The organism is Alteromonas sp. IB21, from assembly GCF_016405965.1.
Classification (GTDB): Bacteria; Pseudomonadota; Gammaproteobacteria; order Enterobacterales; family Alteromonadaceae; genus Alteromonas.
On record NZ_JAEFCD010000027.1, the window covers coordinates 25,382 to 38,706 of the forward strand.

The following is a 13,325-nucleotide window of genomic DNA, read 5'->3' on the forward strand; positions in this document are numbered from 1 at the left end:
CTTGTTGTACAGAATTGACACATGCGGTGGTCGAGCTTTCGATAGCAGAATTCGAAACGCTACGATGACTGAACAACGAAAACCATAATATTGATTAAATTCCAAGTTTTACGAATTAGGAATAGAAAGAGAGGGACATCCACGTGCTAACTGTACTTTTAGTTGATGACGACGCTGAATTCACAGAAGTTGCCTGTACCATTATTGAATTTTTGGGGCATGAAGTACTTACTGCCGGAACATTAGAAGAAGCGCGAGATTGGTTGAAGAAAGAAACTTTTGATCACGTTTTACTAGATTTTATGCTGCCTGATGGCAGTGGTGCCCATCTATTTAATGAACTTGACGCACTTCCTAAGCGTCCACGGGTTACATTGATCACCGGTCACCCTTCTGTAAAAAGCGTTATAAAGGGCCTGTGTGGTCCAACCGTTGATTACCTCGTAAAACCCATTCAACGGGAAGAAATTGAAGCGGTTTTAAGCCAGAAAAAGAAAAATAAAGAGCCCGAAGAAGCAAAGATAGAAAAACACTTTGACTTGCTTATCGGCGAGTCTCCGGTGATGAAGGACCTATACAAACTTATTGCACGCGTCAGTAAAACAAGTGCAAATGTTATGTTGCTTGGTGAAAGTGGCGTGGGTAAAGAAGTGGTCGCTGCAGCAATCCATCGCGCCTCAGAAAGCGAAGGCCCCTATATCGCTACAAACTGCGGCGCCTTTTCTAAAGAATTAATTGGAAGCGAATTGTTTGGTCATGAAAAAGGCGCATTCACTGGCGCTGTAGGTAGGAAAGAAGGTGTATTCGAACAGGCCGAGGGCGGCACACTTTTCTTAGACGAAATCACAGAAATGCCAATTGATATGCAGCCTAACTTACTTCGCGTGTTGGAAAACAAGGTAGTACTTCGCGTTGGCGGAACCAAATCGATTCCTGTTAATTGTCGTGTTGTTTCGGCTACAAACCGCACTATGGAAGAAATTGCACAGAGTAAGGTACTTCGAGAGGATATTTATTTTAGGCTGGCCGTCTTTCCTATCACTATTCCGCCCCTGCGAGAACGCAAACAGGATATACCGCTACTTGCAAAAACCTTCATCGCTGAATTTAACAAAGATAATGGATCAATTTATCAATGGGAAGATAGCCAATTGGAAACATTACAGGCCTACGACTGGCCGGGTAACGTTCGTGAATTAAGACATTTTGTGCACCGTGCTGCCATCATGAGCGACCCAGAAAAAAGTGAAATTGAGCTTCCTAAAACCATTGAATCACCTTTTGCGCAAAAGCAAAGTACGACCCCTGCGCTCCAAGCAGGTAGAACCATAGAAGACGTTGAGAAAGAACTCATTTACGCCACATTGGAAAAAGTGAACGGCAATAAAACTACCGCCGCTGAAATGCTGGGGATTAGTACTAAAACGCTTTATAACCGTCTTCATGCCTATGGTGACCTGAGTAAAGACGAATAAATGAGGTATTCGGTATGACTAGCGAAGAATTTTCGAAGCTCAGTGTTTTCGTACACGATGCACGCAAGCCGCTTAACAGGATTTCAATGCAAGCTGAACTTGTAAAAATGGCTTTAAATGGAGACGTCGCACCTGAAAAGGCGATCGCGGCGTTAGACAAGATAATTAGCAGTGCGAAAGACTGCAGTCACACCCTTACTGAAATGACCTCAGAATTGGGTGGCAACATTGCGGATTAGTTAAATGATTTCTAAAGTGCTGTCTTCTGTTTACAGTTGGATCATTATCGTTGTTTTTGTCATCGCTGTGATAACAGCTAATTCATTTTATGTGGTAAGTACGCTAAACGACCTTTCAGCTCTTGAAGCAAGACTCTTCAACACCAACCGCGTTATCAATGCGGTAAACAGGCTGCACATTGCCGTGCTCAGAATTGAGTCTGGTCAACGAGGTTTCATGCTCACTGAAGATGATAAGTACCTTGCCGACTACACAGAGACATTGGGGGTTATTAGTGAGGTCATGGATGAGGTAGAGGTAAGTTCATTTTCATCCGACATCCAAGAGCAAACCAATAGAATGGAGCAGCTGCTTGAATTAACAAAAACCAAGGTCAACGAGGTTATTGAAGTTGTTGAACTTATAAAAGCAGGAAGAGAACAAGAAGCAATTGAGCTCGTAAATAGTGATAAAGGAATTATGCTATATAAGCGCTTTGAAACGCTCTTTAGTGAAATCGATAGTTCAGAAAGGAACATGCAGGGCAAGCACTTGGCCAACTTGATGAGCCTGAGACGCGACTCAGTGAATACATTAATCATTTCATCTGTCACTACCCTGCTTCTCATTATCGCCGTATTTCTACTGCTGAAAATCAACTCGCGGGAACATGAAAAATACCAAGCTGGTCTTGAGTCTGTGAATGAAGAGTTAGAATCGAAGATTGCCGATCGAACCCAAGAATTAAGTGTTTATTCCGAGGAACTTGCAAGAAGTAACAGAGAATTGGAAGACTTTGCTTTTGTCGCTTCCCATGATTTACAAGAACCTCTGAGAAAAATCCGTGCGTTCGGAAACAGGTTAGAGTCGGGCTACAACGATGTCATAGACGAACGAGGTAAAGATTACCTTGCACGCATGCTCAATGCAGCAGAGCGAATGTCAATGTTAATATCAGATCTTCTGGCGTTTTCGCGCGTATCAACCCGTGGCAAAGAGTTTGATGAAGTTGATCTCGGACGTGCTATCAATAGCGTTGTTGGCGATTTAGAAATAGCCATTGACGAAAAATCAGCAAAAATAAATGTGAGTGATATGCCGATCATTCGAGGCGACAAGTCGCAACTTGAACAGCTATTTTTAAACCTTATTTCGAATGCTTTGAAATTTCAAACTAAAGGCGTTACGCCTATTGTTTCAATAAATGCAACCGTCGCGCTACCAGAGGATGTAAAAGATATCCTTATTGCCGAAGAGCACGAATGGATAAAAATCACGGTATCCGATAACGGTATTGGATTTGAGCAATCGTTCGCCGAAAAAATATTCGCACCTTTCCAACGCTTACACGGTAGAAGTGAGTATAAAGGAACCGGGATAGGTCTAGCTGTTTGCCGCCGTATTGTTGAACGCCACAACGGTCAGATTAGCGCAACGAGCAAGCTTGGCGAAGGTGCAACATTCTCGATAATACTGCCGAAAGACAGTGACCCTTTTGGTACTAACAACAATAACGGAGAGACGACCAATGACGCGTAAACAGTCCCAACCTATTAATATACTTATGGCCGACGACGACGAAGACGATCGTTTGCTTACGGTTGATGCACTTAAAGAAAGTCGAGTTTTAAATAATCTATTCTGCGTTGAAGACGGTGTTGAACTCTTAGAATTTTTGCGTCATGAGGGAAAATACTCAGACCCTGCTTCTGCGCCCCGCCCTAGTCTTATTTTGTTAGATTTAAATATGCCTAGAAAAGACGGTAGAGAAGCACTTCAAGAACTCAAAAACGATCCAAAGCTGAGAAGTATTCCTGTTGTTATTTTAACAACGTCTAAGGAAGAAGAAGATATGCTTCGAGGGTACGATTTGGGGTGTGCATCTTACATAACCAAGCCGGTTAATTTTGAGGGTTTGGTTGAATTAATGCGCGCGCTCGGACGCTATTGGATAGAATTCGTTGAGTTGCCACACGAGTAGTCGGGGAACTAGATGACAGAGGTAATTAAAATTCTATTAGTCGAGGATGATGAAGACGATTACTTCTTAACCTCTGATTATCTACAACAATGTGAGTCACCTTCGTTTGAATTAACGTGGGTGACCAACAGCTTGGATGCAATAGAAGCACTTAAATCAGATAGTTTTGACCTATGCTTACTCGACTATCTATTGGGTGCAGAGAACGCTATCGACGTTTTAGGCGTCTTAAAATCAAATCAATTTAGCCTGCCAGTAGTTATTTTGACGGGCCAATCTGATGCAACGGTAGATGAAATGGTCATGCGTGCTGGCGCCGCGGACTATTTACAAAAATCTGAAATTGAGTCTCCACGATTCATGCGCACCATTCGCTATGCGATGGTACGCCGTGACATAGAAAACGAGCGGCTTGAGCGTAATAAAGTTGAGCAAAAAAACAAAGCGAAAGACAAATTTCTTGCGCATTTAGGGCATGAATTACGTACCCCACTGACCTCTATTCTTGGATACACAGAACTTCTTATTGATGATGCCCGTAACAGTCCTTTCCAACAAGAACTGTCAATTATTCATTCAAATGGTAAGCATTTGTTGAGTTTACTTAATGACCTTCTTGATATGTCACGTATCATGGCAGAGAAACTCGAACTGAATATTCAAGACGTTAACTTATCGGCGTTTCTAACCGATATCCATTCACTCATGCGGTTGAATGCAAAAGATAAAGGCTTAAGCCTTAACGTTGTGTCCACTACAAAAATCCCTGAATTCATTAAGACAGACCCTACTCGTCTACGCCAAGTGCTGCTTAATCTTATATCAAACGCGGTAAAATTTACCGACAAAGGTAGCATTACCCTAACGATTTCACTTGAAGAGCCTTCGCCAGCGTCTACACGCGAGCCGCTTTTACGGTTCTCTGTTGATGACACTGGGATTGGTATGCCACCAGATAAGCTCAAAAACATTTTTCAGCCTTTTGAACAAATTGAAGATGTTATGCGAGCTAACCACGGCGGCGCAGGCTTAGGGCTGGCAATATGCAAAGAATTAGTCACTAAGCTGGGTGGTAATATCTCGGTTTCATCTCGCCTCGGTCAAGGGAGTACCTTTACTTTCGATATCGGTCCTGGCGACATTTCGTCACAACTGCGAGTTGAACTTCAGCTTGGACAAATACAACCTGTTGAATCAAGCAGTCTTAATCTCTGTGTCACTGGAAGAGTATTGATTGTCGACGATTTAAGAGAAATACGCAGGCTTACCGGCCATTTGGTGAGTCAGTCACAGGCAGATATTAGCTATGCTGAAAATGGCGTAAAAGCGCTAGAGGCGGTTTTGGAAGCAGATGAGCACAACCAACCTTTTGACCTGGTGCTAATGGATATCCACATGCCTGTTATGAATGGTATTGAGGCACTCCATGCAATACGTCGCCATGGTAAAAAGATCCCTGTTATTGCAGTAACAGCCGCGAGTCGGAAGGGACTGAGAGAATCTTTAATTCGAGAAGGTTTTAATGATGTTATTGGAAAGCCTATCGACCGGTTTGCACTTGCTAACTTACTCTCACAATATTTGCCACCGGGCAATCATGTTACGTTTACAAACGTAGAAGCTCAGGTTGCTGACATGCCGCTCGACAAGCCATTTGCACCGGAAAAACATGAACCGTATGCGGCAAAAAATAAACAAGAACACAATGAAAAATCGCCTAGCCCCATAACAACAACCAATAATGAAAAAGCTGATGAAAAGGTAGTAAAAAATAAGCGAATCCTTGTGGTTGAAGATGATGAAGATGCGGCAGAACTGCTACAGCTGTTTCTTTCGCACTTGGGTCACACAGTCACAACAGAGTACAGTGGTGCAGATGCGCTGAAAACCGCGCAAGAGCAGCGCTTTGACCACATACTTATGGATTTAACATTGCCCGATTACAACGGGTATGACCTTGCAACAGAGCTTAAGAAAAAACTTCCTGACGCATCGCTGACGATAGTAAGCGGACATGAAGCTGACACTGAAAGCATGGAATCGATTGGTATAGATAGCGCGCTTCTTAAACCCGTGTCTAAAGATGATTTAGAGTCCATCTTAGGCTGAATAAATTAACCAAATTTAAACACTGCGAAAATATTACAAGGGTTTGTAACCTTACTGAGTGAGACTTGCAAACCTTTTTCTCTCTGCCTCCTCTTAAAATCAACATTATCTTTTACTTTCAATATTTTATAGTATTGGTATAGGCGTTGCACCCATTATACTGAACCCAAGATATTAAGGAGAGTATTATGGCTACACAAGCATCAGCAAAATCGCAAACGGTAAAACCTACCACAGCAAACGGCGTGACTGAGCCAAGCCACCCAGTGACGGACCAACTGAAGGATTCTCTTCATGCATCGGTAGATAAATTAGCAGACAGTGCAGGTATTGCAGAAGAGAACATTCGCAAAACAGCGTCATCGTCTGCAGAGAGTATGTCTGAAAGAAAACGTTTAGCAGAACAAAAATGGCAAGCGTCGAAGGTGCGTAATTATGCGATAGAAAACCCACTTGCGACTGCGGGTATCGCGTTCGCTGCTGGTATGTTAGTGACTTCACTGCTACGCAAGAAGTAATTTAATGGAAGCCCCTGATTTTCACAAAGCACAATTCGCTCTGTGCAAAGAAAATCCGTTTCGCCTGACGCCCCCTGGGGCTCAGGCGAGCGCTCACAACTATCATCCGAAAACCGATGAAACAGAAGGTAAAACTGCCACTGAACAGCAATACCCTGACCCAGCTTTTTCAGACATAATTTCAGCGTTTAAAGAAGCATTTTCTCAGCGAAAAGCACAAGGTTTTGCGTTCCTAGAATTAACCAATAGCGAACTCATGCTGATTAAGAAAAGCTTTTTCGTTACGGTTTTTGCCTGTCTGGCGGCATTTGCGGTAGGCACAGTGTGCTGGTTGATTTTAAACATCGCCATTGGCGCTTTCTTGCACAACATTGGCCTGCATTATGTTGTTGTTCCTCTCGTGCTTCTCGTGCTTAACAGTGTTGCCGCCTTCGGTTTATTTAAACTTGCTCAGAATGCATTTAACTACTTAAGCTTTAAACGGCTTATTCAAACGTGGCATAAGGTTATTGGGTAGCTTAATGGCGCCTACATGGTTTGTTAATACGTCAGGTAATATCCATGAATATTTTTCTTAAAGCAAACATACAAGATATTGCTCAAAAAGAGCATGCTTACTTTTCTCAAAAACATCACGCAGACGTTGCACTTACTCAAGCAAAAAGGCAATGTAAGTTATTGATGGGCAAACCCGAGGTCCTTTTGGGTATTTCAGCTGTTGGCGCCTATAAGGGCGCAGTAGATGCCAAGCCTAAGGCTAAGCGCAATCAAGCTATGATGGCGTTGGGCCGAACGGCGTTGATGTCATTATTCCAATGATCACAATACCTAAGGAGTATGTGAGATGGGCAGTACAATTATAAAGAAAAAATTAAAGACTACATTGGCCTTAATTGGGGCTACTTTTGCTTTGGCATTAACAGGTTGTTCATCTTCTCCCATTGCAGCACCTACTCCCTATAAATCGGCAAGTTCGAAAGCCGCATATGGTTATTCCAGCGAAAAGCTTTCTGATAACGAGATTAAAGTCCTCTTTAAAGCAACGGATAAAACCCCAGCAGATCTCGTTCAGCAATATGCGCTATACCGCGCCGCCGAAATTGCAAAATCCCAGGGGTTCTCTCACCTCGCTATTGTAAAAACCAGTGTCGATAAAAAGCCTGTAATGGCAAGAGAGATAATGGCGAATAACGAACAACCCGTAGCTTTTCAGACCGATAAACAGTGTACGATGTCGGGCTGTGACGAAGTAGCGCAGCCAATGGCGGTACCCTCCACTAACGATGTTGTTAAAACGCAAATAAACGATATCTACTTCACTATAGATGTGAAGATATCTAACGATTTGAACGCTTTGGGTAAAAACGCTTTCACCGTCGAAGAGGTGTTGTCGGAACCTTTGGCGTCTAAAAAGCAGAATTAGACCAGATACGATATCTGTGCCTTGGCATTGTGACGGCGACACTGTGTTTTTCCCGTCTCTCTGCCAAGTTTATAAAATATTATTCCTATTTACTCTATTTCGCGCCGCGCCGTCTACTTCTCTCCCGCTTTTTTTTGTCTCACTACTACTAAGCTCGATTCCTCTAACGAGTAAAGAACAGCGCGTGCCTAGAAAGTACTGATTCAAAGTCACCTTATTTCTAATATTTTTATATTTTTCATTGTTTTAATGCGTAGTTAATCTTCTATTAATGCTGTGCGAAAGTCTTCGTCATCTAAAATATCTATCCTTAGTCTCATGAACTGCAAAGCAGATTTATACGCCTCTATCACATTAATGATACAGGTACAGCAAAACTTTATTTTGCATATGACTAAGGAGTCAGCGATGAAAAACCTAAACACAGTAATTACAAAGACAGCGGTTGCAGCGGCTACAGTGTTGTTCGTTTCAGGGTGTAGTGCTGTCGCTAAACCACAGTTAGACCAAGCCGCTTCTACTACACCGGTATTAAAAGCAAACGCATTAGATAACGCGCTGCTTTACTCTGATAGGTGCATCACGGAAAGAGAGGTGGTGTCAGCGCAAAGGAAATGGGGCGACGGTATAGTCAGAATTGGCGCTGTATTTAGTAATGATGGCGATTATTCTGCCGAGGCTGCCGATTTTATACAGGCGATGTACGGCTACGATTTAAGTAGTGTGTTGTTCAAACCAACCCTGGCTGCTAATGACCAATTCCGCTCAAGCTTTGATGCAGCGCTTTCTTACTTCGTTGGCGGCAATGATGCCTATGAAGAAGATAAAGGCTTCGCGATTAAACCTTATACGAACGTTAAATTCGATAACGTTGGTATTATAAATAACAGCTGTCGTATGGCAGTGGCGATGGGTAACTACTTTTTTACCGACATACAGGGCGGAGAAACGAAAGTCGAGTACACGTTTGCCTATGTAAAAGACAGTGACGGTGATCTTCGAATTGTGGCCCATCAATCATCCTTACCCTACAACCCCAATGGCAATTAAATAAGCTTTGCCCCTGAGTATTTACATACTGTGGGGGTCCCTTCCCTTTCTTTAGGCAAAGCGGTTTTGACCAAAACCGCTTAGTTACTCTGCCGACATGCCTTAGTATTGGGTCTTACAGGCATGTAAAATATGCATTTCGTTGTGTAATCGTGACCTTGAATAAGCGTTTGTTGCTGACTATAAAAAGTCGAAAAACCTACATTTTCATTAAATATCATTAACTTAAAAACCCGGCACGAAGCTAGCATTAGTTATTGTGTAAGTAACGGAAGCAAAACGAGGACTTAGTTATGTTAGGTTGGGCAATTACATTTTTTATTATCGCCATTATCGCAGCAGTTTTTGGTTTTGGAGGCATCGCAGGTGCAGCAACGGGGATAGCACAGTTTCTATTTTTCGTGTTTATCGCATTGCTAGTAATCTCACTAATCGCTAACGCGCTACGTGGCAAAGCACCAAGAGCCTAGAAGTAACAAGCATTTTAATAGGAAAAAGGAGTAAGGATATGTTTTCATTTAAAAATCTTTCTAAAGTATTAGTAGCATCAGCATTTGCACTATCACTAGCCGCGTGTGGCGATGGTGAAGCAGAAGACGCGGGTGAAGAGCTTGACGAGATGGTTACCGATGCTGGTAACGCCGTTGAAGACGCTTGCGAAGATGTGAAAGAAGGCGTAGAAGCCGAAGATAAAGATTGCTAATAGCATCTTCAAAAAAAGGGTCAGACATTGTCTGACCCTTTTTCGTTTGCTTTGAAAGCAAGCTAGGAAACTTCTTCGCCACCTAAGTCTCTGGCTAGGTCGTCAAGCGTCGATAGCGTCGAGTCAAACTCACCAAGTATATAACGATACTTAACACTAACGTGATGGTCAGACTTTCCGAATTTAACCTTCAATCCATCTGCATCAAGGTGCTTCACGGTGTTCAAAAACCGATATGCAGACATTTCTGTTTCAAATTCGAATTCAACAGCATTTTCCATTTAAGCCACCACCTCAGGGTGCGCGTCAACAACAGCAATAACACGTTGCGTTAAAGGATTGTCTTTAACCTCTAACACATCATATGACAGCCAATCAGCTAAAATTTCAGATGCCGTGGCAGCCTCTCCTTGCTCTAGTTTTGCAGTCATCATCTGTAACTGAACGCTTGATCTTATTGATGTATCAGCATCTGGACTTGGCATATTAGATGCCACTTCCAAGGCAACTGTTAACCACCGTCTATCGTGCTGCAAGCGAATATGGCCGTCAGACTGACTGAGAAATGCAGACCAGCGCTTACCTAACCGTTCAATTAGCATTTCCTTGTCTTCAGTTCCCTCTCCTACGCTGATCTCAAGCAGTGAAATAAGTGCTTGTGCTCTGTCTCGTTGAGCTTGACTCTGTGCACGTTCTGCCTGCGCTTCGCGCTTGCTTTCAAGCATATCTAATTTTCGCTCAACTTTGCTACGCTGTGGCTTGGGCAGTTCTGTAAGCTGTTCTCGAACGCAGCCCATTGACTCGTTGAAAGAAGCGTCGTCGCTGTTTATATCAATATTTTCGATATTAGAAAGTAGTGAATCTACCTTCTCGTTTGCAACATTATTCTGCAATTTTCTTTCCGCTTTCAAGCGTTCGAAAACTACATCATTTGCCGCTTTAAATTCCGACCAAAGTTTACTCTCTTCCCGCTTGCCCGCATGACCAACTTGCTTCCATCGGTTTTGTAGACTCTGAGCTTCGTCTGCTGCAACAGTTACATAGTCGTGATTTGCGAGTTGCTGAGCTTGCGATACTAAATCTCGCTTCTGAGCTTGGTTATCATTCTGCCAAGCTTGAATCTTAGTTTGGATGGGAGCAGAAACCGCTTTCCACTCGCGCTTTAGCTGCTCGTAAGTATCTCGTTCAACCTGGCCAGCAGCGTGCCATTGCTTTGCTGCTCTGTCGAAAATTTTAACTAACTCCGCTTCCGATAAGCTTGGATCTATCGATTTTACAGAAGCTATGATAGCTACGCGTTTTTCTAGAGCTTGTTGCCGCTGCTCATCAAGTTTTGCATAGTGCTCACGACAAGGCTCGAAGGCTTTTTCTAGCGCATCGTCAAACTGCTTCTGCAAATCGTCGTCGCTACCCTCCGTTGTGCTGCTATTCGTCGTTGTTGTTAATGACAACCACTGCTTGCGAAGGTATTTGATCGCTTCGCTTCGCGCTTTTATATCGTCTGCATCTGTTGACGCTAACGTTAGAGCTTCCTCTACAAGCGCAGGCTTGCGAGGTGCAGCGAGATAACTCTGCCACCCCTCAAGACGAGATACCTCTTCAGCAGTTTTGTCGAAGCGCTTTTCGACTTGCTCTTTCGCAGAATCAGGCATCTCATTGTAGTTATTTTCGAGCTTTTGAAATTTCGATATCGCGACGCGAAACTTTCCTTGACCAATAAGGTTATCGATAACGCTTATTTGTCTTCTAACATTTTTGATTTGCTCATTTTGTTTTGTTTTTTGCGCCCTCTCCTTAGCACTGACACTATTAATCAATGCCTTGTAACGCCCTGACAGCGCTTTAGGAATAGCGTCAATCTCACTACTTAGCTTTTTATAATCTTCGCGCGCTTCAGTAAATGCGGCCTGAAGAGTATCAAGGGTGACTTCTTCATGCGACTTTTCATCATCTTGTGCGCTTGGCTCCACTGGGTTAGCGCCTGTTTGAGCGCTCTGCCCCTTCACAGCGCTAAGTGTTGCTATTTTGGTAGCAATATCTTCAAGCATTTGCAGTTTAATCAGGAGCTTTTGCCCATAGTGTTGCTGCATTGAGAAACGATCAAGCTTATCGTTTAACTCGTTTACTGCTTTTGTTATTTCTTTTAGGCGCTTCTCGCTTGATTTTTCATTTCCCAAACGAGCTAACTGCTCAAGCGTAGCTTCTACGCCGCGCACACTCTCGTTTACTGTTGCTACATCGGCAAGTGTCGCCTCACAAAGACGATTATCGTAAAGCCACGAAACTTGCTCGATAGCGTGGGTCAATTGTTGTTCACACAATGCTTGAGTATTGGCAAGCTGAGTAGCTAACTGCTTTTCTTCCCACCTTGGGCGAATACGCGATAAGTAGCGGTCTACTTGCTCTGAAATCCTTTCTCGCTTTTCTTTATACTCAGTGTGTTCTTCCTGCGTGAGAAGGTCAATTTGGCCAAATAACCCAGAAAGCTCACTGTCGAATTCTCGCCGTTTTTGCTCGACAATCTCTACGTCCGGCTTATCAAGTAGCGCTTGGTATTTTGATAAGATTAAGGTTAGCTGCTTTTTAAGCTCCACTGGGCGCTGCTGCGCTTCTTTTATTGCGTCTATACGGGCGTTGATTTTGGACAACAAATCATCATCCGACACTTTTTTTGCCAGTTTTTGCAAATCGGATATCGTTGAGTAAGCGCTAATGAGCTGTGATTGTAAACTGGCACTAGCCCCTTCTAAAAAGACGTAGTGTGTAAATGAAGGTTTATTGACCTTGTCTATTAATGCCTTGGCTAGGGTATCGTCACGTAAAAGCGCAGCGTCTTTCTCGAGCATTTTGGGTAGAAGTTGTATGACGAACTCAGGACTCGCCGTTTCTTTTAAAAACGACAACTTTTCTTCACAAGAAAGGGAAAGGTCCCCCTCATTTAAAAGCGCTGAATTAACTTTCTGCTCTGCGACCTTTTTTACTCGAGACAGCTTCGCAATTTGCGACATTTTAAGCCATAACACGAAACTATTAAGCTTCTCCAGAGCTAATAAACTTACATTAGGATCCTCGTCATTGAAGGCGAGTTCGTGAAGAATTGTTTTTTCTTGTGCCTTATCTGGAGAGAGATTTTCAATTGCCTGCATTCTTTTTTCAGGCTTCGGGCTTTGGTGCGAAGGCGTAAATATACGACTAAATATCATCCTGTTTGAACCGCGCTATTGTATTTTTATCATCCTGCTCACTACGTAATGAGCGTTTAAAATCGGCTTTGCTTTTGTGAACAATTTCGCCGTTCTCGCCTACAGTCATATGTTCTGAGGACTTTTCAATTTTGGCTTGGTAAAGCATAACGGCCTGCATCGAGCTTTCTTTTTGCTCATTATTCAAAGGTGTGCCGTCAGGCCATTTACCGGTTTCAACTGCTTGGCGAAGACGCTCATAAATCTCTGGCGTCATACTGGCTAATAATGCTTCAATATTCATTTAGGAAAAACGCTTGATGTAAACAATTCGCGCACGATTGACTAAGTACCAGACAAAGCCAACTACTGCGCCCAAAATAGCTAAATTATGTTGCAAATCACCCGGGCGGGTGCCGCCCCAATACATGAACCCAAAGCTTGCAACAAATATCAGCATAGCAAGGAGAGACTGGTTCTGGATACTCGCCAACTTCTTAAATCTTTGTAAGCTTTGTTTGCGCTCTATATCTTCTGAGGTCGCGTCACCGATTTTAAAATCGCAATGAGGACACGTCTGCGCCTTGTCGGACGTTTTCTTATTGCATGAAGGACAGTCAACTAATGCCATATGTTGCTCCTATGATTGAGTGCGAAATGAGAAT

The 13,325-nt window shown here is 43.1% G+C and carries 16 protein-coding genes; 12 read left to right on the forward strand and 4 right to left on the reverse strand.

What is annotated here, in order from left to right:
- Positions 1–143: 143 nt before the first annotated feature.
- From JC525_RS16190 to JC525_RS16245, 12 genes are all read left to right on the forward strand, one after another.
- The gene (locus JC525_RS16190) at positions 144–1,475 is read left to right on the forward strand and encodes a sigma-54-dependent transcriptional regulator (protein WP_198816761.1); all 1,332 of its coding nucleotides are present in this window, start codon (positions 144–146) and stop codon (positions 1,473–1,475) included.
- Positions 1,476–1,489: 14 nt separating this feature from the next.
- Positions 1,490–1,714 (forward strand): hypothetical protein, encoded by a 225-nt coding sequence (locus JC525_RS16195; protein WP_198816762.1) that lies wholly within the window; start codon positions 1,490–1,492, stop codon positions 1,712–1,714.
- Positions 1,715–1,718: 4 nt separating this feature from the next.
- Positions 1,719–3,233, forward strand: coding sequence for a sensor histidine kinase (locus tag JC525_RS16200; protein WP_198816763.1), 1,515 nt, complete (start codon positions 1,719–1,721; stop codon positions 3,231–3,233).
- Positions 3,223–3,675 carry a response regulator gene (locus JC525_RS16205; RefSeq protein ID WP_105929714.1) on the forward strand — a complete coding sequence of 151 codons (453 nt, stop codon included), beginning with the start codon at positions 3,223–3,225 and terminating at the stop codon, positions 3,673–3,675. The genes JC525_RS16200 and JC525_RS16205 overlap by 11 nt, the downstream gene beginning before the upstream one ends.
- A 12-nt stretch (positions 3,676–3,687) precedes the next feature.
- On the forward strand, positions 3,688–5,784 hold the full coding sequence (locus tag JC525_RS16210) for a response regulator (RefSeq protein ID WP_198816764.1): 2,097 nt from the start codon (positions 3,688–3,690) through the stop codon (positions 5,782–5,784).
- Between the two features lie 188 nt (positions 5,785–5,972).
- The gene (locus tag JC525_RS16215) at positions 5,973–6,302 is read left to right on the forward strand and encodes a DUF883 domain-containing protein (protein WP_198816765.1); all 330 of its coding nucleotides are present in this window, start codon (positions 5,973–5,975) and stop codon (positions 6,300–6,302) included.
- Positions 6,303–6,306: 4 nt separating this feature from the next.
- Complete coding sequence (locus JC525_RS16220) at positions 6,307–6,819, forward strand: hypothetical protein (RefSeq protein ID WP_198816766.1); 513 nt, start codon at positions 6,307–6,309, stop codon at positions 6,817–6,819.
- A gap of 44 nt (positions 6,820–6,863) precedes the next feature.
- On the forward strand, positions 6,864–7,121 hold the full coding sequence (locus JC525_RS16225) for a hypothetical protein (RefSeq protein ID WP_198816767.1): 258 nt from the start codon (positions 6,864–6,866) through the stop codon (positions 7,119–7,121).
- A 25-nt stretch (positions 7,122–7,146) separates the two neighbouring features.
- Positions 7,147–7,725, forward strand: a complete 579-nt coding sequence (locus tag JC525_RS16230) for a CC0125/CC1285 family lipoprotein (RefSeq protein WP_198816768.1) — start codon at positions 7,147–7,149, stop codon at positions 7,723–7,725.
- Positions 7,726–8,133: 408 nt separating this feature from the next.
- Positions 8,134–8,775: a phosphoribosyl-AMP cyclohydrolase gene (locus tag JC525_RS16235; RefSeq protein WP_198816769.1), complete on the forward strand. Its 642-nt coding sequence runs from the start codon at positions 8,134–8,136 to the stop codon at positions 8,773–8,775.
- A 293-nt stretch (positions 8,776–9,068) separates the two neighbouring features.
- On the forward strand, positions 9,069–9,245 hold the full coding sequence (locus JC525_RS16240) for a DUF1328 domain-containing protein (RefSeq protein WP_025255564.1): 177 nt from the start codon (positions 9,069–9,071) through the stop codon (positions 9,243–9,245).
- 38 nt (positions 9,246–9,283) lie between these two features.
- The gene (locus JC525_RS16245; RefSeq protein WP_012518775.1) at positions 9,284–9,478 is read left to right on the forward strand and encodes a hypothetical protein; all 195 of its coding nucleotides are present in this window, start codon (positions 9,284–9,286) and stop codon (positions 9,476–9,478) included.
- A gap of 62 nt (positions 9,479–9,540) precedes the next feature.
- On the opposite strand, the gene JC525_RS16250 is transcribed toward JC525_RS16245, so the two are convergent.
- Genes JC525_RS16250 through JC525_RS16265 form a run of 4 tightly spaced genes read right to left on the reverse strand, consistent with a single transcriptional unit; the run spans position 9,541 to position 13,291 of the window.
- Positions 9,541–9,759, reverse strand: a complete 219-nt coding sequence (locus JC525_RS16250; protein WP_198816770.1) for a hypothetical protein — start codon at positions 9,757–9,759, stop codon at positions 9,541–9,543.
- Positions 9,760–12,681, reverse strand: a complete 2,922-nt coding sequence (locus tag JC525_RS16255) for a DUF349 domain-containing protein (protein ID WP_198816771.1) — start codon at positions 12,679–12,681, stop codon at positions 9,760–9,762.
- Complete coding sequence (locus JC525_RS16260) at positions 12,671–12,964, reverse strand: YeaC family protein (RefSeq protein WP_198816772.1); 294 nt, start codon at positions 12,962–12,964, stop codon at positions 12,671–12,673. Before JC525_RS16260 ends, JC525_RS16255 begins: the two co-directional genes overlap by 11 nt.
- On the reverse strand, positions 12,965–13,291 hold the full coding sequence (locus JC525_RS16265; RefSeq protein WP_198816773.1) for a hypothetical protein: 327 nt from the start codon (positions 13,289–13,291) through the stop codon (positions 12,965–12,967).
- Between the last annotated feature and the right edge of the window lie 34 nt (positions 13,292–13,325).